The 26,436-nt window shown below is 36.1% G+C and carries 24 protein-coding genes; 19 read left to right on the top strand and 5 right to left on the bottom strand.

Annotation, left to right across the window (positions count from 1 at the left end):
• The 9 genes from C8D94_RS04300 to C8D94_RS04260 all read left to right on the top strand — a co-directional run bounded on the left by C8D94_RS04300 (position 1) and on the right by C8D94_RS04260 (position 11,887).
• Positions 1-753, top strand: coding sequence for a hypothetical protein (locus tag C8D94_RS04300; RefSeq protein WP_115122644.1), 753 nt, complete (start codon positions 1-3; stop codon positions 751-753).
• Positions 737-1,399, top strand: a complete 663-nt coding sequence (locus C8D94_RS04295; protein WP_115122643.1) for a P-loop NTPase family protein — start codon at positions 737-739, stop codon at positions 1,397-1,399. Before C8D94_RS04300 ends, C8D94_RS04295 begins: the two co-directional genes overlap by 17 nt.
• Positions 1,400-1,513: 114 nt before the next feature.
• Complete coding sequence (locus C8D94_RS04290) at positions 1,514-4,012, top strand: hypothetical protein (RefSeq protein ID WP_211308897.1); 2,499 nt, start codon at positions 1,514-1,516, stop codon at positions 4,010-4,012.
• Between the two features lie 135 nt (positions 4,013-4,147).
• Positions 4,148-4,468 carry a helix-turn-helix domain-containing protein gene (locus tag C8D94_RS04285; protein ID WP_211308896.1) on the top strand — a complete coding sequence of 107 codons (321 nt, stop codon included), beginning with the start codon at positions 4,148-4,150 and terminating at the stop codon, positions 4,466-4,468.
• The gene (locus C8D94_RS04280) at positions 4,461-5,324 is read left to right on the top strand and encodes a DUF4007 family protein (RefSeq protein ID WP_115122642.1); all 864 of its coding nucleotides are present in this window, start codon (positions 4,461-4,463) and stop codon (positions 5,322-5,324) included. Before C8D94_RS04285 ends, C8D94_RS04280 begins: the two co-directional genes overlap by 8 nt.
• Positions 5,317-8,541, top strand: coding sequence for an ATP-binding protein (locus tag C8D94_RS04275; protein WP_115122641.1), 3,225 nt, complete (start codon positions 5,317-5,319; stop codon positions 8,539-8,541). The genes C8D94_RS04280 and C8D94_RS04275 overlap by 8 nt, the downstream gene beginning before the upstream one ends.
• Entirely contained in the window at positions 8,531-9,661 is a 1,131-nt protein-coding gene (locus tag C8D94_RS04270; protein WP_115122640.1) for a phosphoadenosine phosphosulfate reductase family protein, read from the top strand. Before C8D94_RS04275 ends, C8D94_RS04270 begins: the two co-directional genes overlap by 11 nt.
• 11 nt (positions 9,662-9,672) lie before the next feature.
• Positions 9,673-11,442 carry an ATP-binding protein gene (locus C8D94_RS04265; protein WP_115122639.1) on the top strand — a complete coding sequence of 590 codons (1,770 nt, stop codon included), beginning with the start codon at positions 9,673-9,675 and terminating at the stop codon, positions 11,440-11,442.
• Positions 11,435-11,887 carry a hypothetical protein gene (locus tag C8D94_RS04260; protein ID WP_115122638.1) on the top strand — a complete coding sequence of 151 codons (453 nt, stop codon included), beginning with the start codon at positions 11,435-11,437 and terminating at the stop codon, positions 11,885-11,887. The genes C8D94_RS04265 and C8D94_RS04260 overlap by 8 nt, the downstream gene beginning before the upstream one ends.
• Here C8D94_RS04260 and C8D94_RS04255 read toward each other — a convergent pair.
• Positions 11,868-12,998: a cysteine desulfurase family protein gene (locus C8D94_RS04255; RefSeq protein ID WP_115122637.1), complete on the bottom strand. Its 1,131-nt coding sequence runs from the start codon at positions 12,996-12,998 to the stop codon at positions 11,868-11,870. The genes C8D94_RS04260 and C8D94_RS04255 overlap by 20 nt on opposite strands.
• A 210-nt stretch (positions 12,999-13,208) precedes the next feature.
• A complete protein-coding gene (locus tag C8D94_RS04250) occupies positions 13,209-13,847 on the bottom strand; it encodes an N-acetylmuramoyl-L-alanine amidase family protein (RefSeq protein WP_115122636.1) in 639 nt (212 codons plus the stop codon).
• Between the two features lie 189 nt (positions 13,848-14,036).
• On the opposite strand from C8D94_RS04250, the gene C8D94_RS04245 reads away from it, so the two are divergent.
• The 10 genes from C8D94_RS04245 (at position 14,037) to C8D94_RS04200 (ending at position 22,030) form a co-directional block, all read left to right on the top strand.
• A complete protein-coding gene (locus tag C8D94_RS04245; RefSeq protein WP_115122635.1) occupies positions 14,037-14,324 on the top strand; it encodes a hypothetical protein in 288 nt (95 codons plus the stop codon).
• A gap of 1 nt (position 14,325) precedes the next feature.
• Positions 14,326-14,610, top strand: a complete 285-nt coding sequence (locus C8D94_RS04240; protein ID WP_115122634.1) for a hypothetical protein — start codon at positions 14,326-14,328, stop codon at positions 14,608-14,610.
• Positions 14,597-16,999: a TraG family conjugative transposon ATPase gene (locus tag C8D94_RS04235; protein ID WP_115122633.1), complete on the top strand. Its 2,403-nt coding sequence runs from the start codon at positions 14,597-14,599 to the stop codon at positions 16,997-16,999. The genes C8D94_RS04240 and C8D94_RS04235 overlap by 14 nt, the downstream gene beginning before the upstream one ends.
• A 4-nt stretch (positions 17,000-17,003) precedes the next feature.
• Positions 17,004-17,585 carry a conjugal transfer protein gene (locus C8D94_RS04230; protein WP_115122632.1) on the top strand — a complete coding sequence of 194 codons (582 nt, stop codon included), beginning with the start codon at positions 17,004-17,006 and terminating at the stop codon, positions 17,583-17,585.
• 1 nt (position 17,586) lies between these two features.
• Complete coding sequence (locus C8D94_RS04225; RefSeq protein ID WP_115122631.1) at positions 17,587-18,429, top strand: hypothetical protein; 843 nt, start codon at positions 17,587-17,589, stop codon at positions 18,427-18,429.
• Positions 18,430-18,448: 19 nt separating this feature from the next.
• Positions 18,449-19,063 (top strand): conjugal transfer protein TraK, encoded by a 615-nt coding sequence (locus C8D94_RS04220; protein WP_115122630.1) that lies wholly within the window; start codon positions 18,449-18,451, stop codon positions 19,061-19,063.
• Positions 19,064-19,116: 53 nt separating this feature from the next.
• Positions 19,117-20,046: a conjugative transposon protein TraM gene (gene traM / locus C8D94_RS04215; protein ID WP_115122629.1), complete on the top strand. Its 930-nt coding sequence runs from the start codon at positions 19,117-19,119 to the stop codon at positions 20,044-20,046.
• Positions 20,043-20,876 carry a DUF4138 domain-containing protein gene (locus tag C8D94_RS04210; protein WP_115122628.1) on the top strand — a complete coding sequence of 278 codons (834 nt, stop codon included), beginning with the start codon at positions 20,043-20,045 and terminating at the stop codon, positions 20,874-20,876. The genes traM and C8D94_RS04210 overlap by 4 nt, the downstream gene beginning before the upstream one ends.
• 7 nt (positions 20,877-20,883) lie before the next feature.
• Positions 20,884-21,249 (top strand): hypothetical protein, encoded by a 366-nt coding sequence (locus C8D94_RS04205; RefSeq protein ID WP_115122627.1) that lies wholly within the window; start codon positions 20,884-20,886, stop codon positions 21,247-21,249.
• 103 nt (positions 21,250-21,352) lie between these two features.
• Positions 21,353-22,030, top strand: coding sequence for a DNA-methyltransferase (locus C8D94_RS04200; RefSeq protein ID WP_115122626.1), 678 nt, complete (start codon positions 21,353-21,355; stop codon positions 22,028-22,030).
• Between the two features lie 173 nt (positions 22,031-22,203).
• Here the strand turns inward: C8D94_RS04200 and C8D94_RS04195 are convergent, their stop codons facing one another.
• The 3 genes from C8D94_RS04195 to mobB all read right to left on the bottom strand — a co-directional run bounded on the left by C8D94_RS04195 (position 22,204) and on the right by mobB (position 26,426).
• A complete protein-coding gene (locus C8D94_RS04195) occupies positions 22,204-23,691 on the bottom strand; it encodes a PDDEXK family nuclease (RefSeq protein ID WP_115122625.1) in 1,488 nt (495 codons plus the stop codon).
• 117 nt (positions 23,692-23,808) lie between these two features.
• A complete protein-coding gene (locus C8D94_RS04190; protein WP_115122624.1) occupies positions 23,809-25,389 on the bottom strand; it encodes a type IV secretory system conjugative DNA transfer family protein in 1,581 nt (526 codons plus the stop codon).
• A 5-nt stretch (positions 25,390-25,394) separates the two neighbouring features.
• On the bottom strand, positions 25,395-26,426 hold the full coding sequence (gene mobB / locus C8D94_RS04185) for a MobB family relaxase (RefSeq protein ID WP_115122623.1): 1,032 nt from the start codon (positions 26,424-26,426) through the stop codon (positions 25,395-25,397).
• Positions 26,427-26,436 lie beyond the last annotated feature (10 nt).

The raw sequence follows: 26,436 nt of genomic DNA, 5'->3' as shown, positions 1-26,436 counted from the left end.
ATGAACTATATAAAGCTACTTAATGCGGCTTTTGAGAAGTTCTATTTTGATGACCGCCTTAATCCAACGCATATCAGCCTGTATATGGCGCTGTTCCAAGAATGGAACAGTTGCCGATTTATGGATGAGTTTTACGTGAACCGCAGGGATTTAATGCGATGTGCCAAAATAGGTTCAAAATCCACATACCATAGATGTATTGTGGAACTGGATTCTTGGCAATACCTTTCTTATTTCCCTTCCAACAATCCATACAAAGGCAGCAAAATAAAGATGTCCATTATCGGGACAAGTGATGAACCACTTGTGGGACAGTATAATCCCATATTAGAACAGCTTGCGGAACAGTACCTTCCCAGAGGTGTACCGCTTGAGGGACACCACCATCCCAAAAATGGACAGGTTGTGAACCTACACCGTCCCATAGGTGGACAAGCATTGGTATCTAATACAAACAATATCAAACAAGAAAACTATATAAAACAGCCAAAGGGCAGACAGGCCGTTATTTTATTTTTTGAAGAAAAAGGGTTTGATGCCGATGAAGCTGAAAAATTCTATGAGCACTATGCAGAACGTGAGTGGCAAACAAGCGATGGCAAACCTATTCGTGATTGGCGTTCATTAGCCACAAATTGGATGGACAGAACCGAATTATACAACAAAGAAAACGAATCAAACAAAAAACAAGCGTCCCAAATCAAGGACAACTTGCGAACCACTAAAGACAAAGACTATGGACAACCCCTCTAAAATTACTGAAGGTGGCGTGGAATATTCGTTGGGCAAGTTTGATGGAAAAAACGTCCTCTACGATTTTCCAAAAATCTTGATTTACTTGAATGCAAAGGGCAAACTGTTGTTTGGTAAAGGATTCAGGATTTACGATGAGGATAAAGATATTTTACTGAAGCTCTGTTCCTATTTCATAAAGGACATAGAAAATTGTAAATCATATGGAATAGATGTTGACAAAGGTATATTACTTTCCGGACCAGTTGGCTGTGGCAAAACCAGTTTGATGAAATTGTTGCGCCATTTGGTTCCGTTCCAACGTCCTTATGAAATGATTCCCTGCCGAAACGTAACCTTCAGTTTTAACCACTTAGGCTTTAAAACTGTTGAAGAATATGGAAATACCAAATTCTATTGTTTTGATGATTTGGGCGTGGAACCCTTTGGCAGATTCTATGGAAAGGATCTTAATGTGATGGGCGAAGTGCTTTTATCTCGATACGAACTGTACCTACAAACCAAACACAAAATTAAAACCCACGCCACAACCAATCTCAATGCTGAAGAACTGGAAGAACGTTATGGCAACCGTGTACGTAGCCGAATGCGAGAACTGTTTAATTTGATTGCTTTTGATACAAAAGCTGGCGATAAGAGGAAGTGAATTATGCAATAATAATAAAGCTTAAAAATCACTAAACTATTTAGAAATAATTGAAAACTATTTTTACGAGCATTCGATTTCGCTATATTAGAAGCTTAAAATTTTTAATTTAATATGACGGATCTATTCGACCAAACTTCAAAAAAAATTGATCATCAAGAACTTTTCTTTAAACTATATCAAGCAAAAGACGAGAGTGATTTAATAAATATTATCAACACTTACCATTCAATATTTGATGACTCAAACTGGAAACCACTTGGTGGAAATTTTAGTAATTATGGTGTAGTAAAAAACCAACAGTCAAGCCCCATTGCTGCTTTAATAGAAAAAGTAACCAACGCCATAGATGCTATACTTACCAAAGAATGCATTCTTTCAGGAACTGACCCAAAATCTGATGTTGCACCAAGAACTATGGACGAGGCTATTCAAAGATTTTATCCAGAAAATAATTGGGATTTACCTTCATTTCGAAAGAAACAAGCTGAAAACATTCAAATTATTGCTGACGGAAAGGGACCACGGAACCAGCGGAACCAACATCCAACATCGGTAATTGTCTATGATAACGGTGAAGGTCAGCACCCAGAAAAGTTCGAGGACACCTTCCTCTCACTACTTCGAGGTAATAAAAATGATATTCACTTCGTACAGGGTAAATATAATATGGGCGGAAGCGGTGCCATTGTATTCTGTGGAAAGAAAAGATATCAGCTCATTGCTTCAAAGCGTTACACGAATGATGGTGATTTTGGATTTACCTTGGTACGTGAGCATCCTAAAAAAGAATCTGACCAAGCAAAAGAAACCTGGTACGAATATTTACTTATTGATGGAAAAATCCCATCTTTTACAACAACGAAATTAGACCTTGGCCTCAACAATCGTCAATTTGAAACAGGTACCATATTAAAACTCTATTCGTATCAATTTCCTAAAGGCTATTCTGGTTTTGCCCAAGATTTGAACCAAAGTGTCAATGAATTTTTGTTTCAACCGGCACTTCCAATCTTAACGGTTGATACAGCAGAGCGTTATCCCAACAATAAAGTTCTTGACAATGACCTGTTTGGATTAAAAAGACGTTTGGCAGCTGAGGAATCCGAATATTTGGACGAAAGCTTTTCAGAGAACTTTTCAGATGATGTCTTCGGAAAGATGAAAGTATCCTGCTACGTTTTCAAAACCAAGGTAAAGGATTACGACCTCAAGAGAACTAAAAAAGTCATACAGGACAGGTATTTTAAAAATTCAATGTCAGTTATGTTCTCACTTAATGGTCAAACCCACGGACATTATACTGCTGAGTTTATAACACGCTCATTGAAGCTCAATCTTCTTAAGAGTCACTTACTTATTCACGTGGATTGCACAGAAATGAAATATAACTTTCGCAAGGAATTATTTATGGCCTCTCGCGACAGACTAAAAGATGGTGACGAAACCCAATTTCTAAGAAGTTATCTGGCTAAAAAACTAAGCGCGAAAGATGGAAGGTTGGCAGAGATAGAAAAGCGTCGAAAACAAGCAGTGGATATTGACACGTCCTCAAATACGAGTGATTTACTAAAAAGCTTTACAAAGAATCTACCCCTTGATTCAGAATTGGCAAAATTGCTAAACCAAACGTTTAAGCTCGACATTAAAAAGGATAAAAAAACTGAAGGACAAAAGAAACGTACTTCTACTGTAAAAGAACCCACACCTTTTGAACCTAAAAGGTTTCCATCATTTTTTCAAATTGATGCTAATAATAACAATGAAAAAGAAGCTGCAGCAATACCACTCAACGGTGAAAAGTCCATTCGCTTTTCCACAGATGTAGCTAACGACTATTTTGATAGAATTGAAGAACCCGGGGATTTAAGGGTCAGTGTGCTCAATATAAAACCAAACGATTCCGATGGCGGAAATAAGCCTGGTGAACCAAAAGAAATAGATGAAGTTTTTAACGTTGTAAAAAGTAGCCCCAATAAAGGAAAAATAAGAATCTCTCTTAATCCCAAAGATGAATTAAACGTTGGCGATAGCGTTCAAATAAAAGCAAGTCTATCATCACCTAATGGTGACATAGAGGAATTGTTTTGGGTTAAAATTGCCGACAATAATAAACCAAAAGACGAAGCACCTAAAAAGGAAAGTGATAATGATTTATTGGGATTACCAAAGTTGGTTTTTATGTACAAGAACGTAGATGTAAATTCTGATACAGACGTTACTTGGGCAGCTGTTGAAGAAGCCACAAGCCTTGATGTAGATTATTCAACGGTTATGATTCCGGATGCTGAAGGGGACTTACTTAATCGCATTTTCATCAATATGGACAGTACTGTATTGAAAAACTTCAAGTCGAAAGAAAGGAATATCAACCACGAGCAATTAGAACTTGCTAACCGAAAATATTACACCTCAGTATATTTTCACACCTTATTTCTTTACACTATAAGCAAAAATAGAGGTTATGAAATCAGGCAAAAAGTAGAAGGTAAAGATGATTTAGAACACGTTGATTTGGGCCAATACCTTAAGGATTTGTTTGACCATTACTACTCAACCTTTATTTTAAATTTTGGCGGGATGGAAGCAATGATGCAAGGAATTGGCGATTAAAATTAAACATTTTTCTGCCCAATTTCTGTAGCGTAAAAATAAAGTCACTATTACCCGTCGCAATAGTTGTTAATGGTTTAAATAATCCTATTTTTGTAAGGACAATTTTTGTCTCTAAAATAAAATTCAACAACGATGGAAACATTGGGTGAATATCTCAGAACACTGAGGGAATTGAAGAATCTACCTATAAGAAAAGTTGCGGCTGCGGTAGATATAGACCAATCCACACTTGGTAAATACGAGAGAAATGAAAGGCTTCCCAAAAGAGGACTACTTTCAAACTTTGCTTCATTTTATGATGTTTCATTATCTGAATTGGAAAAAAGATATTTAACCGATAAGGTGGTGTTTTCCCTTTTAGAAGAAGAAAATCCAGAGAGTATCTTGGTTGAATGTAAAGACAAATTGAAGTATTTAAAGAATAAAAACGGTGAATCGAAAATAAATGAATAAACTAACATTCACAGGACACGAAACATTTCACTGTCGCCATTTTTGGTTGAAGAAGGGCTACGACTATCTTTCTACGGGTCAGTCTTTCAAAAATCCTGATGCCGTAACTGCTTTAGGTGTTGGTAAAAATATGGTAATGTCCATTAATTTTTGGCTGAAGGCTTTCGGTATAAAAACTCAAGAAGGTCAAACAACGGGTTTTGCCAATAAAATTTTTGATAGCAATACGGGATATGACCCACTTTTAGAGTATGAAGGCACCTTATGGTTATTGCATTATAAGCTGTTAGACACCAATTTAGCGTCTATTTTCTCTTTAGTTTTTAAAGAATTCAGAAAAAGCAGGGTTAATTCACAATTTACCACTCAACAACTACTTAGATATTTACTTAGGGCAGCCAGTAACCGTCAAACGTCGATTGCTGAAAACTCTTTGAAGAATGACATCAAAGTATTTATAAAGACCTATTATTTAGCCGATAAGAATATAAAGGATATGGAAGATGATTTATCATCCATCTTCATTGACCTTAATTTAATCACTAAAGTCACCGATAATGAGGAAGGTTCCGTATTTCAATTAAAAGTGAGTGAAAGACCTGAGATAGCTAAAGAAATATTTTACTTCTTAATCTTAGATAAATTCCCAAAACTTAACTCTATAAGCTTTGATGAAATACATAACAAAATAGGTGATGTATTCGCCTGTTCTTCTGAAGGCACGGAACTCAAGATACAGGAAATATCAGAAGCCTTTAAGGACGTTGTTTATAAGAAGGATGCAGGAAGAAAAGAATTACAAATCAAAAATATCCCTAATAAGTGGGATATATTAGAGCAATATTACGATGCATAAATTTACAACATCCACAAACATTGAACGTGATGTCGTAAATGATATCAATTACGTTGTTACACCCAACGCAAAAAATGTTTTCGAAAGAATAGTGACTGGGTTTCAGCAAGGACATCACTCATTTAATATTATTGGTTCTTATGGTACAGGAAAGTCCAGCTTCCTTTGGGCTTTAGAAAAAAACCTCAAAGACAAAAAGCCCTACTTTGCTAATCTTAATGGGCAATTCAAAGGATTTGAAAAGTTTTCATTTTTAAAAATTATTGGGGAAGCTTCGCCTTTAACAGAAGTATTAAAAAAATCTTTTAAGCTTAAGGAAAACACATCCAACTCGGATCTAATCGACACAATAAGTAAAAGAGCCGCATCGCTTAGAAAAAAAGATGAAATATTAGTTGTACTGATTGATGAGTTCGGTAAATTTCTTGAATATGCAGCCAAACACAATCCCGATAGCGAATTGTACTTTATACAACAGTTAGCTGAGTTGGCAAATGATTCCAATAGAAATATTATTTTAATTACAACGCTTCATCAAAACTTCGGTTCCTACGCCAATGATTTATCTCAAAACCAAAAGAACGAATGGGATAAGGTAAAAGGAAGACTAATTGATATCTCGTTTGATGAACCTATTGAACAGTTACTTTATTTGGCATCAGCCAGAATAGAAGACCTTAAAATCGAAAGACCAAAAGACATTGGGTTTGAGGATTTGTTCAATAAAATAAACGAGAGCAAGCTCGTAAGTAATTCAGAAACGTTGAATTACGATTTAGCCAATAAGCTTTATCCATTCGATATTTTATCTGCAAATATCTTAGCTCAGACTTTGCAAAAGTATGGCCAAAACGAAAGGTCTCTATTCTCTTTCTTGGCAAACAGTCAGGTTTTCTTTGATAAAATAGACAAAGACAGCCACACCTTTTTTAATGTAGCCGATGTGTTTGATTATCTAACGCTTCATTTAACAAGCGAATTAGAAGACCGATATTCAAACCCTCATAAGCCTCAATGGAACACAATTGTTAAGGCATTGGATAAAGCTGAAGCTATTAATGATTTTGGATACGAGAACTTGGCAAAAATCATAAAAACCATAGGTCTGGTAAATTTATTCGCAAAGTCTTTTGGTAAGCTCGATAAAAATTTCTTAGAATATTATGGAAAATATGCTTTGAATATTCCTGATTCTGAGAAATACATTGAGAAGCTAATCAGCCAAAAAATAATAAAGTTCTATAATTATCGTAATAAGTTTTTCTTCATTGACGGTACCGATGTGGATATAGAGCAGGAATTGATAGATGCTAATTCCCATATCGATACAGCTATCAATATTGCCACAAAAACCAAACATTACTTTAAAGAAAAATATCACTTTGCAAAGGAAGCCTATTTTGAAATAGGCACACCGAGATTTTTTAAAGTAAACATATCCGACCATATTGAAAACATTAAACCAGAAGGGGAAATTGACGGTTATGTACATATCATCCTTAGCAGAGATGTGAACCTTAAAAGCTTAAAAAATGACACCGTCAACAAACTGGCACAACTATACGTAGTCCTCAAAAAATTTGAGTTTATAAAGTCCTGTATTTATGAGATTGAAAAGATGGATTTTGTATTGCAAAAATACTCAGAAGACAACGTGGTCAAGAAAATACTAACAGAAGAGAAGGCTTACGAAGTACAAAAATTACAAAAACTTTTAGAGCACGGCATTTATGAAAAATCTAATGCAGACTGGTTCTACAACGGTAAAAAACTTAAGATTGACTCAAAAGTATCCTTAAACAGAAATCTCTCTCAAATAGCAAAAAAAGAGTATTCCTCGACACCTCGATATTTGAATGAAATGGTCAACAAGGAATATTTAAGCACCCCTGTTTTAACTGCAAGGAAAAATTTATTGAAAGATTTGCTTGAGCATAGTGAAGTGGAAAATTTAAACTATGATGACCGCAAGTTTCCACCACAAAAGTCTATTTATTTAGGGCTTTTAAAAGAGACTGGTATTCACAGAGCTCAAAACAACACGTATATCCTAACCGATCCTACAGATGCTACATTTAGACCACTTTGGGAACATTGTGAAAATTTCTTAGAGGATTCAAAACATATTAAGAAAAACTTGTCTGAACTATACGAATCACTATCTAAAGCGCCATTTAAGCTTAAAAAAGGGCTTATAGACTTTTGGATTCCAATATTTCTAATAATCAAAAATCAGGACTACGCTCTGTTTCATAAAGCTTCGGGATATGTACCTTATTTAACAAGTGAAGTTCTTGACCTTGTACACAAAAAACCTTCTGATTATGAACTGAAATCATATAAAATTGAAGGTGTCCGGCTTAACCTTTTTAATAAATACAAAGAAATTACGGGTGTTGATGCGTCAAGCAATAAACCCGAAAGTTCACTCATTTCTATTTTCAGTAGTTTCATTGCATTTTACAATGCGCTTCCTGAATACGTTAAAAAAACCAATCGGTTAAGCCCATCGGCAAAAGGTTTAAGGGACGCCATTGCTTCCGCTAAAGACCCAGAGAATGCACTATTGTCAGAAATCCCTAAAGGATTGGGCTACAAAAACATTAACCTCGAAGAAAATGATGCTCAAGTCCTAAATAATTTTATTGAGCGTTTAAACGATTCCATAAATGAAATACGAGTTGCCTACGATGGGTTGTTAAACAGATTTGAAGAGTGTATATGTGACTCTTTAAACTTGAATAGTAACAATTTCAATACTTACAAAGGCAAAATTCAAGCGCGTTATAAGTCTTTAAAACCGCATTTATTGATTCAAAAGGAAAAGGTCTTCCTTAACCGCATAATGTCTAAACTAGACGAACGTGATTCTTGGTTAAAATCCATTGCTGATGTTATACTTGGCAAATCCATCGAAAAAATGAATGATGAGGACGAAGCACTATTAATGGATAATACGAGAAAAGTATTTTCAAGCTTAGACAATCTATTAGAGCTACATTCTTTAGCAGATGATAATGTAAACAATGAAGTGGTACAGTTCCAACTCACAGATGTTTCTGGCAAAACGGTAAAGCAAAATATTGTTTTAAGCTCTTCAGACGAAAAGCACGTTTCAAAACTACAGAAAGATTTGACCAAGGTATTGTCCAAAAATGACAAATTGAGCACAGCTGCTATTATTAGATATTTAAAAAATTTGCACTATGAAAGTTAAACACGTACTTGGTATCTCAGGCGGAAAAGATAGTGCTGCCTTAGCGCTTTATCTCAAGAAGCTATATCCCAATTTAGATGTAGAGTATTATTCTTGTGACACAGGTAAAGAGTTAAAAGAAACGTATGAACTTGTGGAAGCCCTGAACAGTAAATTGGGCAAGGACATTAAAACAATTTTTGCTGTTGAACCAGAAAAAGAGACCCCTTACAAAACTACATTTGATCATTTCTTGGCCGAATATGGCGGATATCTTCCCTCATCAACTGCAAGATGGTGCACAAAAAAGCTAAAATTAGAACCCTTTGAGAAATACATAGGTGATGAGCCCACAATATCATATGTAGGGATTCGAGGGGATGAAAACAGAGAGGGTTACATATCTAAAAAAACCAACGTTCAATCTATTTTTCCGTTCAGAAAAAACATCTGGAGTGAAGATGTTATAAAAGAAGTTCTAGCCAATAAGAATATTTCAAAAGTTGCAAGACTTTACGACAGTCATAGTCCAAACCATTTAAAAGAAGATATACTCAAGAGAGTCAACCAGGCTATTTCGCCAAACTTTAGACAAGGGCAAAAATTAGAATTCCTTCTAAACAGTGATGTCAAATTATTCAATCAAGTTGTTTTTCATTATCTAAAAGAAAATACTGATTATCCCATAGCGCTTTTGGACGATTTCCCTTTAATAGAGAATGATGAAGTTTTAGTATTGGATGACATTTTCAAAATACTCGATGACAGTGGTGTTGGTATACCCGCATACTACATAAAAAAATCATACCAAGTAGAAATTGACGGTAAAATAGAAACCGGCACTTACTCACGTAGCAGGTCTGGTTGCTTTTTTTGTTTTTACCAACAGAAAATAGAATGGGTCTGGCTACTTGAAAACCACCCTGCCCTATTCGATAAAGCCAAAGAGTATGAAAAGGATGGTTACAATTGGATGGATACTGAAACATTAGAGGAACTATCCAAACCCGAACGTGTTCAAGCAATCAAGAAAGAACATTTCACGAGAATGAAAAGGCAGCTAAGTAAAAGGAACACTAACAGCTGGAAAGATGAAATTATTGAAGCAGAAGGCCTTGGTTGTGCCAGTTGCTTCATTTAAAAAATAAGTATATGAGTGATAAAATCGATTTATCCATAGATGCCGGTAGGCTTCTATTTGGACTGAGTAGAATTGGCTATACAACCTCTGCTGCCATTTGCGATATTATAGACAACTCTGTAAGGGCTAATGCAAACAACATAAACCTCTTAATCAAAAAAGAACGCGAAGACTTTTCCGATAACAAGAGGAATAATGTCAAGGAATATATTATTATAGATGATGGCGATGGTATGGATGAAGGTGCAATCGAAGAGGCATTGAAACTCGGTTCAACAGATGATCATTATGATGACAAATCGCTGTCGAAGTTTGGATTGGGCCTAAAATCAGCGTCATTCTCGCAAGGTGATGTTCTAAAGGTGATTTCTTCAGATGGTACAGGATTTAATAAGTACGAAGTCTCTCTACCAAAAGTAATGGAAGCAAAAGAATATTTTGCTGAAAAGACTGAAATTGAAGAGAATGAATCTGAACTGATTGAAACCTATCTAAAAGATGGCAAGGGTACCATCATCATTATTTCTGCCATTCGATTAAACAACCATCCAAGTGTTAGAAATACCATTAAGGAATTAAAAACCAAAGTAGGTGTCATCTATTTCTATTTCCTTTCTGAAAGCGGTGTGAATATCACCATTGGTGATAAAAAGATTGATGCCATTGACCCATTGTTTGTATCTGAAGCCAACGAGAATGGAAACTTGAACGAAAATGAATGGGATGGAACTGAAGTACGTTGGATAGAAAAACCAAAAGAGCTTACTCTTGATGATGAACTGAAAATAAATGTAACTATTGAAATTACCCAACTTCCCTATCCACCTATCTATAGAATTAAAAATATAGGCGAATCAAGAGACAAGGAAGTACGCGAAAGATATTTAATTGAGGCTGGTAATTACGGTTTTTATGTGTACAGAAATAAAAGGCTCATATCCTGGGCTTCTAACCTACAAGGCATCATCCCGTACGACCAAGATTTTTATGCTTTTAGGGGAAGGATACTGATCAATGACGAGGCGGATGATTTCTTCAATATTGATGTAAAAAAATCTTCGCTGACTCTTTCTGAAGAGGCATTTAGAAACATAAGCGATTTTACCAAAGAAGCCAAAAGCAAAAGCAAAGCAGCTTGGAAAAATGCCGGAAAGATTAGTCGTGACATTATAAATAAAGCACCTAATGAAATCGCAAATAAGCTCTTAGATGAATTCGAGCAGATAGAGATTCTGCCAGGTGATGACCTACCTGATGAGGAAATAGCCTTAGAACGATTAAAGGCGATAACCGATGATATGACCTCAAAAATCAAGTGGATAATTAAAATGATGAAAGAGGATAAGGGTGAAGAAGTGGACGATACTGTTGACGATGACTATACAGAAGACGAAAAGGAAGAGGCCATTAAAGGCGAAAAGAACGCTAACCTCACTAAAATATTCAGGGTATCTTCTGTTGAAGACAATCTGCTTTGGGAACCTTACTATGATACCGATTTAGGTAATTGTGTAAGGATTAATAAAATTCACCGGTTTGCAAGATTAATCTATGAGGATAATGCAGAGAACAGAGATTTACAGATTCTATTTGATTTAATGATGCTTCAGTTTGCCGATTCTGAACTATATGCATACAAAAATATTGGAAAATATGAGTATGACGACCTTAAAGTTATTTTGCGAGAGTCCAGAAGGATAGTATCAGAATTTCTTGCCAATATGTGTAGAAAACTAGAGAACGATTTGCCACCAAATTACAGTGACGAAAAGTATGCTTGAGACTAGTATCTTCGGTGCATTCAACGGTGCCGACCAAGCCTATATCTATATTTGGCTTTCCAAAAAACATAAAATCGTTTATGTAGGGATGACTAATAGCTATACGGGCACAATAGGCAGAGCTGGTGCCCATTTTAACAGAAAGGGAACCTTACGAAAACGATTTGTTGAAACACGAGGGTATGAGGTCAATGATGTTGATGACATCCTTCTCTTATCATTTCCTTTACCAAAAACAAGAGAATTTACCTCAGTTGAAAAATCCTATAGAGAGGCAGTAGAATACCTTGTGCAGAAAGAACTTATATTATTGCGCGGAAAACTCAATCCTACTTTTGATGTTATTTCTTGGGTAAGATTGAGTCCAAGAACTGGAAATTCAAGAATTAAAAAGTTAGCTGCATCTATTGTAAATTCTTTTGAGGCTAACTATTCCCGTTTTTAATAGCATTGACCAAGATATCTAATTGTGACTGAGTTGAGAGACTTCCAAAGCTTATCCTGATGCTACTAGCTGCCTTGTCCTTACTCAAGTCCATACTTTTAAGAACGTGAGATTGTTCTATTAATCTAGAGTTACAGGCAGAACCCATCGACACCGAGACTGAATTTTTGTTCTTTAAGATAAATGATTCGGCGTCCTGATTTAAAAGTTGAACATTAATAATGTATGGGCTTCTATTAACTGAAATTGCATTAATTGTCCCTAATTCAGATTGATGCAATTCTTGTTGTAAATGAGTATTTAGGTTTAGAATTTTTTTATAATCTGCATCCATCTCGAACATTGCTAATTCACTTGCCTTTCCTAAACCAACAATTCCTGGGACATTTAAAGTTCCTAAATTGACCGATTCAATTAGTTGCTTAACCAATACATTCGATTTTGTTTTGGCTGTTGTTTTAACCAATAACCCACCGATACCTTTAGGCCCATAAATTTTATGGGCATTAAAGCATAATAAATCTATGTTTTCCTCTTGGAAATTCAGCGGAAGTTTTCCATAAGATTGAGTTGCATCCGTAAAAAACAGAACATTCTTCTTCTTGCAAATAGCACCAATATCATCAATATCGGCAATCACACCGGTTTCATTGTTAACGTGCATTAAGGCCACAAGTATTGTGTCTTCAACAAAACTGTGTTGCAGTAAATTTATATCTATTTTTCCGTTGTCATCTACATCAAGATAGGTTACTTGAGCACCGATTTTTTCCAAATCCTTGCACGTATCCAAAACGGCTTTGTGCTCTGCCTTTGATGTAATTATGTGGTTTCCTTTATCTAAACTGTTGTAGAAAACTTGACTTATGGCCAGCTTGATAGCTTCAGTTGAACCACTAGTAAAAAATACCTCATTTTCTTTACAGTTTACAAGTTTAGAAATTTGATTTCTTGCTTTATCAATCGCGTTAGAAGCTATTGACCCGTGTCTGTGAGTACTGCTAGATGCATTTCCATAATGATCAAGAAAGTATGGGGACATTGCCTCGTAAACTTCTTGTTTTACGGGTGTGGTTGACGCATAATCAAAATAAATTGGTTCTTTTTTCACTCTTCCCTTTTAATAAATGCAAAGTTAAAAATATAAATATCTATTTCTGATATTAGAGATCTTTTTAAATTAGTACTGGAATAATTTAATACTCTAAAATAGCATTCTACCTGTTTCTTTTCATCAAAGATTTTATAATTAATTTTATCTCTTTAAAAAACAAAACGATAGTACTTTTTAAATTTCTTAAAATTTCTGTATACATCTCTTTCATATGCCTATTTGTGTTAAAAACTTAAACAAAGTCCATACTAACATCGTTATGTTAATATCATTGGCGAGATAGTTTACTTCATCATTATTACTCAAAAATCCAAGTTCTACCAATACAGATGGAAAATGGTTTGTTGTTTCCTTTAACACCTGAAAATTGGCAAACTTCACACCTCTACTCTCAAAACCCAATTCTTTATTAAGCGCAGCTTGTACTTGAAAAGCGAACCACGTAGAATCGTCTTTATATGTGGATGATTTATCGGCTACAAAAACTTCAACACCTCTCGCATTTGGATTATCAGAATGATTGCAATGCAACGAAACAAACAAATCAGCATTCAAGGCTTTGGCCAGCTTGGTTCTGTCAGATAAAGAAATAAGCGTATCACTATACCTGGTTAAATAAATGTCGAGTGGTTTTTCCAATTTGTTATTTAACCTTGAAATGGCATTTGCAATTGACAAAACCACATCCTTTTCTTGGATGCCATTTATGCCAATTGCACCAGAATCTTTTCCGCCGTGTCCAACGTCAATTATTATTCGTTTTTGAGCAGTCGATTCTTGTCCAAAAATGAAACACATTTTCAAAAGTAAAATCACAAAACTGACGTTTTTGAGCAGATTTTTCATTTTCAATTTTCGGGTTATCAACAACTTCACTTCAAAAATCCATAGGATTTGATGCCAAATAACAGCAACGAAATTCAAACAATATCAAATAATATTTTATTCACAAATATTTGATTTTCAGTTATTTATATTCAAATATATGTAAATTTCCAATAACGAAAATGAACCAAAAATTTAAACTGTTCCGTTATGAAAAAATCACACTATTTAGCATTTATTCTTTCGCTTTTATCCACTTCGCTTTTTGCTCAAATTGGTGGTATTGAAGATTCAGTTAACGATGTAGGCGATACCATCAGAACCATTTTTCCCATTTTATTGGGTGTCATCTTCTTGGTAGGCTTCCTATTTAATGCAGGACATTTCTTTGGCGAAAATGCTGACCTTAAAAAAGGGATTACCAGAGTACTTGTATTTGTTTTAATTGCTGGCGCAGTTGTAGGCATCTTCACATACTTAATAGGAATCGTTGTTTAAGATGAAACGCTTCGAGGTCTATAAAAATATCAGGAAAAGGGCGGTCATTTTTGGATTGCCCATTTCCCTGTTTGCCTTGATGATGGTTTCTATTTTGGCTTCTTTGCTCATCATCATATTCTCATTCAGCTTTGGGATAATAATAGGTGTATTGGTGTTCAATGCTTCCCTATATGTGGCGCTGACAAGAATAGCCCACAATCCGCAGCTATTCCAAATGGCAAAGGCATTTCCGCAAATCATTAGTAACAAAAGAAACTCTGGCTTCGATTATGAACAAGATTAACCTTTCGGCATATCAACCCATCGTAGATATTCAGAACAATATCGTATTTGCCAATAATGGCAATGTTATTCTGTGCTACAGAGGAAATCTACCAGAAATCTATTCCTTATCTGAAAAGGATTTTGAGGATATACACGGTGCTTGGTTTCAGGCGTTGAAGTCATTGCCTGTTGGTACTGTGGTTCACAAGCAGGATATCTACCTCAAGAAATCATATACTTCAGAACAACTTCCGAATTCAACCTTTTTGGAAAAGGCTACCCACGAGCATTTTAAAGGTCGTGAACATATCGAACATAGCTGTTATTTGTTCTTCATCTTGACCAAAAATAAGGCTCTAAACAATCCTAAATATGTCAATCCGTTCCGAAAGGTTTCAAAGGGAATCGTACAGGAACTGGATGATAATATCAATAGCTTCGCCAACTCGGTAAGCGATTCCGTTTCTTTCATCAATAATAGCCGAAAGATGGATTTTATTTCGCTTAAAGCGGAAGAAATACAACAACTAACAAGTGCCTACTTCAATGGCTTTAATGAAGGTTATGATACTGACATTTTACTGGACAAAAAAAGCGTCAATATTGGCGAAAACCATTTTGATGCCCTGGCCATCAACAGCGAACTGTGCTTTGGCGAAAGTGTACAAAGTAGCAAAACCAATGAGAAATTCACTTCTGACGATTTTGTGTTTCATCAAGGGTTTATTGATGGCTTAGGGCTTACGCTTAATGAGAATCACATTGTCAATCAAATCCTTTATTTAGATGACAAACAAAAGTGGCGTAAACTGCTCGATAATAAGATTGAGGAACTCAACAAAAGTTCCAACTTCGGTTCGCAGAATAAAGTGGTTCTTGGCAAAATTCAGCACATCCTTGACCAAATCAATGCTGATGACAATGCCCGAATTATTCGTGGTCATCTCAATATCGTGTACTGGGCAAAAGAAGCCAAAGAGCTCGATAAAATAACTTCAAAAATAAAGACTGAATTTAAAGAACTGGATATCATACCATACTATCCGAGAGGCGAAGAACGCAAGAATTACATCCTTAATAGTTACTGCTGTTTCTCTTCCAATTTCTCAAACAATGATTTATACGTAACCGATTTAAAACACGCGCTTTGCCTGTTCATCAATAACACCAATTACAAAAGTGATAACACCGGAATTATCTTTAATGACCGCGAGCATAACATTCCTGTTCTGAAAGATGTTTGGGATGAAAAGAAGAAAAGAATTAAGGCAAGAAACTTTGCCATTTTTGCACCAACAGGCGAAGGGAAATCCTTTTTGGCAAACAACATACTGCGCCAATATTTTGAAAGTGGTGTTCGCTTGGTCATCATTGATTTGGGTGGCTCATACACCAAGTTTGCCAAACTCTATCCCGAAAAATACACGGTGCTTCGCTACGAAAGCGGAAAGAACTTAGGCATCAACCCTTTTTACATAAGTGATACAAATGACCTGACACCTGAGCGACTGGAAGACCTATCCGTTTTTTTGTTTGAGCTGTTTGCTTCAGATTTAAAAGTGACTAAAGCACAATCGGTATCGGTTAAAAAGATACTGCGCCATTACTACGAAAGCACTTCAGAAAATCACTCGTTAGACGGTTTTTACAGTTTTATAGAAAGGAATCAGAAAGACCTTCTGGACACCTTAAAAATCCATCCCGACTATTTCAATGTCACGAGCTTTTTGCACGTAATGTCCGAATATGTCGGTGATGGTCTATATAGCTTCCTTTTTGAAGTAAGCGAGGACCAAACTTATAAAATCGAGGATAAGCGATTGATTGTTTTTGAACTGGATGAAGTCAAGGACAACAAGGAAATCTTGTCCGTAATGCTCAAGCTCATCAAATCCGCTATCCAACGAACCATTTGGAAAAACAGAGCCGAAAAAGGAATCATCCTTTTCGATGAGTTTGCCAAGCAATTGAAGTTTGAAAATGTATTGGAAAGTGTAGAATTTTACTATCAAGCTATTCGTAAACAAAACGGTGCGATTGGGATTATTCTACAATCCATTAATCAATTGCCTAACAACTCAACTTCCGCAAGCATATTAGAGAACACCCAAGTCATTTATAGCTTAAACAATGAAAAAGGCTATGACGAATTGGTCAAAAGGCTCAATCTATCCAGTCACGATTTAAACCAATTAAAGTCCATCAAAAACAACCTTTCCGGACCACGGAAGTACACCGAAATGTTTATTAAAATCGGTAGGGAAAGTAACATTTTCCGTCTTGAAGTTCCGAATGAAGTTTATGCCGCTTATCTGACCGATGGAAAAGAAAACGAGGAAATAATGAAGCTCTACAGCGAGCATCACGATATGCAAAAAGCAATAATTCAATTCACATCTAAAACATAATATTATGAAGACAAAAATCAAAATTTTAGTAGCAACGGTAGTATTGACCTTATTTATGTCAGGCAAAGCAACCGCCCAAGGAATGCCTACTTACGATAATACAAATTTTATCAGTTTGGTAAAACAACTTATAGAATCAGGTAAACAGACAGCTCAGATGATTAAGTCTGTAAAATTCTTGAAAGATGCAAAAGAGGCAATAGAGAAAGTATCAAGCGTTGTTGAGCAACTGAGAGCAGTTGAGGAAATTGGACAGAATAATCAGCGTCTTATCAACGTAATGCAAAATGATTTGCAGGATATTTTGAATTCGCCCTACATCAAACCCGATGAAGTTTCAAGGGTTGTGGAATCGTTTGACGCCATAGTACAAAACTCGTTAGACACAGTAGATTTTATAGACGAAGTCCTATCCAGCGATTACCTAAAAATGAGCGATGCCGAACGTGCTGAAATTCTTAAAGCAAAAGAACTGGAATCAAAAGAAATGGTTGTCAACATCACCACAAAGACAAGAAGATATAAGGATATCATTTCCTTTAGAAAAATGCAGGATAAAATTAATAATCGAGAAACCGAATATTAAAATGACGGCGACCATTCTCTTAGGAATCGGACTGGAATATATCGATACCGTTTTCCAGACCATACAGGCCAGCGACTTTTCGCAATACACCATTGCCGGGATGAAAACGCTCGCTGTCCTGTTCTTTTTGGTCAACATTCTTAAAAAGTACAATGAAGGCATTGCAGATAAGGACGGTTACACTTGGGGATTAAGTCCTGGTGAATTGGTCAAGAATTTTGCCATCGTTATTTTGGTCATATTCTCAACGCAGGTATTGGGTTTTTTCGATGGTATTTTAGTCGCTATTGAAGGGCAATATAGAGGCACAGCACCAGCATTGTTGCCCTTACAGATGCAAGACATTCCCATAGAAGAGGACGTGAACCTAATAGATGCTGCTAAAAATGCAATGACATTGCTTTATGAAGCTTTGGTGACACCACTATATGGATTCAAAATACTTGCTTTTATCATTGGTATTATACTGTGGATTTTAGATTTATTTATTTATCCGCTATTCTTGGCTGAACGATTCTTCCTCTTGGGAATAATGCAAGCTTTTTTTCCATTGGTCATTAGCCTTGCAGTCTTTGAAAAGTTCCGCTCATTGGCCTATACGTTTTTCAAATTGTATGCTGCGGTATATATGCTCGTACCAGCGTTCTTCCTGGTCAATGTTTTTGTAAACGCGCTATATACCGAAATTAACACCAATTTCTGGGTCAACTTGTTTGGAACGGATGTAGGTAGCGGTTTTTTTGCACCTGTGGTCCAATTAGGGTCGGTAGGGTTCATTGTGTTCCTGAAATTCAAATTGTACAAACGTGCCACATCCTTTACCCTCAGATTATTTACGGCCTAAGATAGATTAAAATAAAAATATGAAAACACCATATAAGAATATTTACAATGTCCTAAAGCTAAATCGGTTTATCGTTTTGGCAGTTGTTGTCTGTGCGTTGCTGTCCAGTACATTTTCAGTTTGGATGGTATTTAACACCAATCAAAAAGCGCTCAATAGTGCCTTTGCCATTAATACCGATGGTAGTATCATTCCGCTGAAGCTCGTGACCCAAAAGGAAAATTTTCGGGTTGAAGCTTTAGCACATTTGGATCTGTTCCATAACTACTTCTATAACATCGATGCGAGTAATTATGAACGCAATTTGGAAAAGGCATTATGGTTAGGTAATAGTTCTGTGGATAATATCTACCGCCAGAAAAAAGCCGATGGCGTGTATAACAGATTGCTTCAGTATTCCTTGGTTCAAAAAGTACTGAGTATCGATTCAAGAATATCTGAAAATAATGGTTCGTATGGTTTTACGACGACCACCATTTTTGAAATCAATAGAGGTTCAATCATCGATACTTACGAGTTGGTTTCCACCGGAAACCTGATTATGGTTGACCGAAACTTCCCGAACAACCCACACGGATTATTGATTACCAACTATTTCGAGAACACTCTAAAAAAACTAAACGATGAAAATTGAAAGCCGACCCGCCTGACTTCGGGCAGGTAATCGGCATTTAAAAAAACACGATTATGAAAGTAGAAAAGAATAAAATAGTATTTGCAGCGGTATTGGCCGTGATTTTCATATTCCTGATTTCCTATTCTGTAATTGTAATGGGCGATGATGAAAGTGAAACTGAAAACCTTAAGCAGACTTTAGTGCCAGATTTAGAAGAGGATCAAAAAGAGTATGATTCGAAACTTGATGCGATTAACGACTTGAAAAAAGTTCGGGAAAATAACGCACCAAGCATCTACGATGAGAAACTGATTGATTCCTTGGGATTTTACGACCCAGATCTTCCGGAACGCGAAAAAGAGCGTATCGTAGATAGCATCTATGAAGCAGGCAAGATTCAATATTCAGAAAAGCGATACCAAAATTTGGGACAGAAAAAAACTGTTCGCAAAGTGGTATTAACTGTCGATTCTGTTGAAGTAAAAAGAGAACAAAAAATCCAAGCAAAAGAATTGGGATTGGAACATCAATTGTTCTTTGCTGCTTCGCCTAAACCCAATGAAGTTTCAATCATCGGCAATACAGATGAAACTATTTACGTGGTGGTGGATGGCGACCAAGTTGTAAAAGCGAATACCAGATTGCGAATGCGCCTTACTAAAACTGCTACGATTAATGGCAAAAAAATGCCTAAGAATACACCTATTTTCGGTTTCATCAGCTTTCAGCCCAATCGTGCGCTCATTGAAATTGAAAATATTAAGCATCATCCCACTAAGCTCAAAGCCTTCGATTTGTCAGATGGTAGCGAAGGTATCTATGTACAGAACAATTTTAGAGCAGAAGCCACCACCGAAGTTCTCGACGATATTATTGGCGACATTAACATCCCTACCGTTCCACAGGTGGGTGGTGTTACAAAAGTACTAAGACGAAGTAACCGCAACGTAAAGGTTACTGTCCTGAACAATTACAGATTAATCTTAAAACCTAAATTATGAGAACATTTATTCTAATATTGATGGTGTTAATTTCCGCTTTCACAAAAGCACAACAGCAACCAATACCACTCGACACCATTTATGCTAACGACACCAAAAATGTTGCGTTATTCTTTCCAGAACCCATACGGCAAGGCATAACCGGTTCAGATAATTTTGTATTTACCTACAACCGTGAAAAAGAACAGTATTTCGGACTTCTTCAAGCAACCCCTGGAAAGGAAAGTAATTTGCTGGTAGTCAATAGAAATGGTTCGATTTTTTCGTATATTGTAAGGTATAAAAAACAGCTTTCTAAGCTCAATTATTTCATTCCGCTATCAAATAGTATCGGTAATGAAAAACCGATTGTAAAGGATTCGGTTCTTGTTGAATCTTCTGAAGAACTTGTAGATAACAGCAACTATTATTACCAGAAATTCTGCTCATATCTTCTCAATAGAAAACAGCGCATAGGGCGCATCAAGAAACGAAACGAAGGTATTATCTTGACCGTAGAGAACATTGTTTTTGATAAGGATGAACTCTATTTCGTTATCGAGATTGAAAATAATTCTTCGTTGGATTACGATTTGAATTTCTTGAACCTATCTATTGAAACGAGACAAAAAGGGAAAAGAAAATCATTGCAACGACTGTATCAAGAACCGATATATAAACATAATCTGCCGTCCAAGATTAAGGAAAATGAAAGGGCTCGATTCGTTTATGTATTGCCCAAATTTTCATTATCCGATGACCGTAGGGCAATTTTGGAATTGAACGAAAAGGATGGTGAACGAAATATAGAAATGAAACTATCGCATAGATATATTAATAACCCAAATTAATACTGTTATGAAAAAACTTGTTGTTTTCTCGCTACTACTGTTATTTATTTCCTGTACAGGGAATAAGAATATGTCCCCATCCGAAACCGCCAAGGTTGTCGCTGAAAGTTTTTATCACAGTGATAAGGCAACACTAAAAAATTACACTACTGCAGAAGGCTATGCCAATCTTTCCAGTATTCAGGAAATGTTTGTCGAGGATAAGAACTCAGAATCCGATTTCAAGGTTGTCGATGAAGCTACGGAAGGTGATGTGGCTTGGATAAAGTATTCCACAGCTTACGACCCTAAACCTGGTGTATTTAAATTAGTTCAAAAAGATGGCCAATGGAAGGTAACCCATAATGGACCGAGGGACAAGGGGCCTTTTTAAACAGTTTAATTTCTCTGTATTTATTGAATTGATTTCAGCCTTTAAATAGAGCTGAATAGCCATAATTATGCTCTAATTGTAACGAAACTAATCTGTATAACAGATGCAAAAAATACTAAATATAGACTGGAATATCGGTATTAAGTCCGTCGTTAATGGTAGCGTGGACTTAGTATTGACGGATCCACCTTATGGCATCAACTACAGAAGTAATAAGCGAGGCAAAAGACATAAAAAAATACCAAACGACAACAACTTAGATTGGTTAGATAATTGGGTAAAGGAATTGAAGCGTGTTTGCAAAGTTGAGGCGCATCTTTATGTATTCTGCTCTTGGCATAATGTGGAAGTGTTCAAGTTTTTCCTTGAGAAAGAATTTAGAATAAAAAACATCTTAATATGGGAAAAAGAGAACCACGGTTGTGGTGATCTGAAAGGCGACTATGCGCCAAAATACGAGATGATTATATTTTGCAGTAACGGAAGTAAAAAATTGAATGGCAAACGCGATTGTAATATTTTAAAATCTTCAAAGACCAAAAATAACAACCATCCTACTGAAAAGCCAGTTAACCTTATAAGTTACTTAATCGAAAAAAGCACAACACCTGGTGATTTAGTCTTAGACACCTTTGGCGGAAGTTGCGCAACAGCCATTGCCAGTAAACAGACCAATAGGAATTGTATTGTCTTTGAGATTGAAGCTGACTATTGTAACAACGGCCGAAAAAACTTAGCAAGTGCTTCACCAAGATTATTTGGGATGGATAATTACTTATAATAGCGCGTTTTAGTTTGAAATTTTATTTAATCGAATCAATTAAATCACTTTTTTCACCACCTATTACACCACCTATTTGACCACCTATTTGACCACCTATTAGATCACCTATTAGATTATAAATTCTAAACAAAGGTTGTCCTTAAGATTGTGAGGACAGTTATGTTATAAAACTAATCTTCTTTGTCTACAAATTTTATTTTGTTCCTGGATGTTATAACTTTTGGAAAATTGGGAATTAAATCTTGGTTTTTAGAAAGGCGCATCTCAATATCATCCCTATTCCACCAAGAGACCCATAAGCCTTTGGACTTGAGTGATTCAAGTTTTTCGGTTAATGGTGCAGAAATTTGGGTATTTACGGCTAAAAAATATCCTTGCGAATTGTGAGTTTCAATAGTATCTCTGATATCTAAAACCTTACCTTTTCCAATTGTGGATGTTCCAGATTTGCATTGCCCTACAACTTTAATCAATATTCTTGGCGGTGCGGTATCGGACATATATTCATTTATTACATTCCATTCAATAATTAAATCCCTACCCTTATCACCTTGATTTATGGGTGCCGGCCTTCTTACACTTTTTACATTTGGTTCACGTTCCAATAGGGCTTTAACTAATAATTCAAATTGATCCGGACAGACCTTTTCTTTCCATTTGAACTGGGGAATCGGAAACAGAAGTTCTGACTCTCTATTGTGGCGCTGTCTAATGAGTTCTCTCTCTTTTTTATATTCTTCAAATCCACATATTCTGCCTAAGGCAATGATGTAATCATCCATAACGGTTACAATCATATTTTCCATTGGAATAACTGGATATCCTTTTAATTTACCGTTCGTATTTACTCTTTCAAAGTACTCATCCATTTCAGATTTGGTATCATCGTGAACAAAGTTTTTTATATTGTCGCTCAGAACGAATGTCCCATTCTGTCCTTTCAAATATTCTATTTTATCTGTACGCAACTGCAATGTTGCGTTGAGAAATTTTGCGAGGCTACTTGATTTTATCATTGTAACTTCCTCTTCTATATCATAGAAATACACCCATTCAGGTCGTTCACGGTCCCCATAATTATTACGACTGGATATGCTATGCAGATCTGAGAACAAGTCTTCGATATCCTCAAGTGAATACTTGTAATTTGAATTATTAAGGTTTTCAGCTTTCATACATTTATCACAAGGGCAGCCTGTAAAATACCATAAGCTTTCTCGCCAAAATGCAACCATTTCTATAATTTCCGTGACAACTTCAATAAGTTGTTTAGCAGTTGAAATTCCGTGTAAAATTGGGACTTGAATAGGCACCAAATACCTTCCCCATATTTCATCTTGAACTGCAGGATGGGCAATATCAAATTGCTCACAAGAAATTCCCGACTTGTAGAACCTCAAGAAAGCCGTAAACATCAAACTTAGAATAACGTGTGCATCAGACCTATCGCCAGTATAAAACACATCGTACGTTCTCTGAAGAAAATAAAATGATAAATTCTGGTTCTCATCTAACTGAAGAAAAAGTGTAATACCAGAGGATTGATCCGTAAATATCTTAAAATAATTATCCTCGGCGATTTGTATGATTAAATGATGTTTTCCACATAATTTTTCAACAATTGCTTTTAGTTCTTGTATTTCTTCAGCGTTTTTCAAATTTCAATTAAAGCATTGATGTGTAGTATTGTTTAAAACTCATTTACCAATTATAAATATAACATTATCCTATCAAGATAGTGAAATCATAATATTTATTAATGAAACCAGAATTGGTTAACTAAATATAGTTTTTACATCTCTATATATCTTCGTAAAATTAGTTGCTAAATCTACCTGAGAAAATTGCTTGAATTCTTCAGGAAGCTGCCTTTGTATTCTTGACAATTTAAATTGCACTTTCTTATCCTTACCATCAGCGTAGGTAATAAACTCGCCCTGTTTTAATCTAAAAAACACATCAGCTCTAATTTTCGGAATTTCCTTTTCGCCAGTAGTAATCCGCGTATCAAAATCGAGATTATGACCACGACTGATGCTTTTCGTAGGGTCTTTGATAATTTCAAAAAAGCGTTCGTAATATTTAGCCGTGTCTGGGTCGTTAACTTTGCCGAAAAACTGATAGGATAGATTGCTTAATATCGCCTTGCTTGCCTTATCGCCGTACATCATATCATTCTGGATTTTATCCTGCATCACATAAATAGTAGCGATGTCATAACTTCTAAGCGTTGCCGGAATTCGGTGCATATTCAACAGACGAATCGTAGGTGCTTCTTCCATCAGCAAGAACGACGGTCTTTGACCGCGCACGCTCATTTGCTTGGTAATCGTATGTATTATGGTTGCAATAACGGGCGAATAGGATGTCTCATATTTTGGATTGTTCACTACCGAAATGATTGCAGGATTTTCTTCGCTATTAATGTTTAATGGCACTTCGTCTGCGGACAAAGCCATAAAAATGCGCTGTGTACTAATTCGTTTCAGAGCATTTGCCAATGTACTTTTTACACCAGCGGTCTGTCTATCAGAATCCTTACCACTAATAAATGCATCTGCCATCGCTCTCGATGTGGTGTTGGTTTCTAAAAACTGGATTAGGCTATCGGTATCGAGCATTTGATAAATTGCTATCAAATGTGGAAGCGTACAGTAGTTGGGATAGTCGGTTTTCAGTTTCCAAATCAATCCACCAATCAAACCTTCCGCCGCGTCGTTAAAGAATTTTGTAGTTCCAGTAGTTCCGCTTTCTCTTTGTTCCAAAAGGTTTTCGATTAATACCCGTGACACTTCGTTTACGCTTTCCTCGTTCTCTAAATAGCGTGGTGCAATAGGATTTACCCTATGGATTATTTTATCGAAGGAAATGACCTTAAACGGAATATCGCTATCCTTGAAAAGCGGATACGCCATTTCGGTCAGTTCAAAATCCTTGTAGTCGTGAATGATTCCACAGAAGTGCTTTTTCCGGAAATGTTTTAAAAAGCCATAGACCACACTTTCAGTCTTTCCACTTCCGGCAGAACCGATGATAGATGCGCCACGTTTAATATTATCTAACTTGAAATTTCCTTTAGTCGTAGCAAAATTGACTTGATACTTTCTATCGCTATTTTGTGCATTTTCAGTTTTATGCAGAAAAACATACAATCCTATATTAATTAGCATTAGAGGGCATACCAGATATAGCAATATCGATACTAATTCGTTCACTTCAGTTAAATAGAAAACCAAGCACGAAAGCATTATAAAATTCAAGAAAAGCGCATACTTGCTCACTCGAAACATCGCATAAAAAACCATACTGGCCACAGCAATAATTGAAAGTATAGTTATGAGGTTGTCCATTTCCATATCAATTAGATTCCGATGGAACTTGATTTGATGGCCACTTCTGCGCCACGTCTTAACCGTTTGAAAATCCGAAGTGCGATTTGTGTTTGACTGACTGGAATACTTGGCACTATCGGTAATCCTGTTTTGGTTATCATTTTAAACGCCAATGCCTTTTCGTTTGCTGGCAAATTCATCAAGGCAGCGAAATATAGATTGGGATTTTTTACAAAATCCTTTCGTGCTTTGTAGGTCTCGGCAAAGTTACGTTTGTAGCCAAAAGTCTTGTCAAACGTCTTTTCAGCTTTCTCAAAAAACTTATCACGGTCAAAACCACGTTTTACGGTTTCCCCATTCAACTTCACATCGGATGCCTTGTATTTACTTCCTGGTGACAAACTGAATCTGTTTGATGTATCCTTTCGGCTCACAATGATATGGATATGACTTTGGTTTCCATCTTTCGCCATTCCCTGGACAATCCGTTTTCCATTTTGTTGATGTGGCGCTTGGCGTTCCAGTATAGAGATTTCCTTTTTCATTCTTTGAATGTTCCCTTCAGCTCGTCCTTCTTGAATATTTCGGATATCGGTTTTTAGCTGAAGTATTTTTGTGGCGAAAGGTTGGTTTTCCTTAATCTGAACATCTGTTCCCTTGAACATTCTTTTATGTTCAATTTTGGCATAGTATTTTATGTCGTCTATGGTTATGGGTCTTCCGTGAATTTCCCGATTGAAGCTGGTAACATAATCCTTCATCAGTTCACGGGTGTAGGTTTTTAAATCTTCGCTACTGTTCTGAAGTTTTCGCAATTCATATTTTGAAGGGCTCACGGTAATTGAATAGAATCTTGGTTCGTGTTTTTCCAATTTTGCGGTATTTCCATCTATTTCTTTGACTACTTCTTCAGCGGAAATTTCATCGCCATATTGATTGAAAAAATGTTCCATATCCTGATGTTCCAACCCTTGGTTTTCCTTCTCTAAATAGCCAACAAAATCTGCTGAACTTTTTGAAAAGTTACCGCCCATTTTTTGAGGTGTGATCGTAATGTACATAAGCTAAATT

The sequence above is a fragment of the Marinirhabdus gelatinilytica genome (genome assembly GCF_003353425.1).
Classification (GTDB): domain Bacteria; phylum Bacteroidota; class Bacteroidia; order Flavobacteriales; family Flavobacteriaceae; genus Marinirhabdus; species Marinirhabdus gelatinilytica.
This window is presented reverse-complemented; position numbering and strand designations above follow the sequence as displayed.

Bases quoted from the DNA above. Each gene is read 5' to 3' on its own strand.
- C8D94_RS04300 (WP_115122644.1), top strand. From the start codon at position 1: ATGAACTATATAAAGCTACTTAATGCGGCTTTTGAGAAGTTCTATTTT.
- C8D94_RS04295 (WP_115122643.1), top strand. From the start codon at position 737: ATGGACAACCCCTCTAAAATTACTGAAGGTGGCGTGGAATATTCGTTG.
- C8D94_RS04290 (WP_211308897.1), top strand. From the start codon at position 1,514: ATGACGGATCTATTCGACCAAACTTCAAAAAAAATTGATCATCAAGAA.
- C8D94_RS04285 (WP_211308896.1), top strand. From the start codon at position 4,148: ATGGAAACATTGGGTGAATATCTCAGAACACTGAGGGAATTGAAGAAT.
- C8D94_RS04280 (WP_115122642.1), top strand. From the start codon at position 4,461: ATGAATAAACTAACATTCACAGGACACGAAACATTTCACTGTCGCCAT.
- C8D94_RS04275 (WP_115122641.1), top strand. From the start codon at position 5,317: ATGCATAAATTTACAACATCCACAAACATTGAACGTGATGTCGTAAAT.
- C8D94_RS04270 (WP_115122640.1), top strand. From the start codon at position 8,531: ATGAAAGTTAAACACGTACTTGGTATCTCAGGCGGAAAAGATAGTGCT.
- C8D94_RS04265 (WP_115122639.1), top strand. From the start codon at position 9,673: ATGAGTGATAAAATCGATTTATCCATAGATGCCGGTAGGCTTCTATTT.
- C8D94_RS04260 (WP_115122638.1), top strand. From the start codon at position 11,435: ATGCTTGAGACTAGTATCTTCGGTGCATTCAACGGTGCCGACCAAGCC.
- C8D94_RS04250 (WP_115122636.1), bottom strand. From the start codon at position 13,847: ATGAAAAATCTGCTCAAAAACGTCAGTTTTGTGATTTTACTTTTGAAA.
- C8D94_RS04245 (WP_115122635.1), top strand. From the start codon at position 14,037: ATGAAAAAATCACACTATTTAGCATTTATTCTTTCGCTTTTATCCACT.
- C8D94_RS04240 (WP_115122634.1), top strand. From the start codon at position 14,326: ATGAAACGCTTCGAGGTCTATAAAAATATCAGGAAAAGGGCGGTCATT.
- C8D94_RS04235 (WP_115122633.1), top strand. From the start codon at position 14,597: ATGAACAAGATTAACCTTTCGGCATATCAACCCATCGTAGATATTCAG.
- C8D94_RS04230 (WP_115122632.1), top strand. From the start codon at position 17,004: ATGAAGACAAAAATCAAAATTTTAGTAGCAACGGTAGTATTGACCTTA.
- C8D94_RS04225 (WP_115122631.1), top strand. From the start codon at position 17,587: ATGACGGCGACCATTCTCTTAGGAATCGGACTGGAATATATCGATACC.
- C8D94_RS04220 (WP_115122630.1), top strand. From the start codon at position 18,449: ATGAAAACACCATATAAGAATATTTACAATGTCCTAAAGCTAAATCGG.
- traM (WP_115122629.1), top strand. From the start codon at position 19,117: ATGAAAGTAGAAAAGAATAAAATAGTATTTGCAGCGGTATTGGCCGTG.
- C8D94_RS04210 (WP_115122628.1), top strand. From the start codon at position 20,043: ATGAGAACATTTATTCTAATATTGATGGTGTTAATTTCCGCTTTCACA.
- C8D94_RS04205 (WP_115122627.1), top strand. From the start codon at position 20,884: ATGAAAAAACTTGTTGTTTTCTCGCTACTACTGTTATTTATTTCCTGT.
- C8D94_RS04200 (WP_115122626.1), top strand. From the start codon at position 21,353: ATGCAAAAAATACTAAATATAGACTGGAATATCGGTATTAAGTCCGTC.
- C8D94_RS04190 (WP_115122624.1), bottom strand. From the start codon at position 25,389: ATGGAAATGGACAACCTCATAACTATACTTTCAATTATTGCTGTGGCC.
- mobB (WP_115122623.1), bottom strand. From the start codon at position 26,426: ATGTACATTACGATCACACCTCAAAAAATGGGCGGTAACTTTTCAAAA.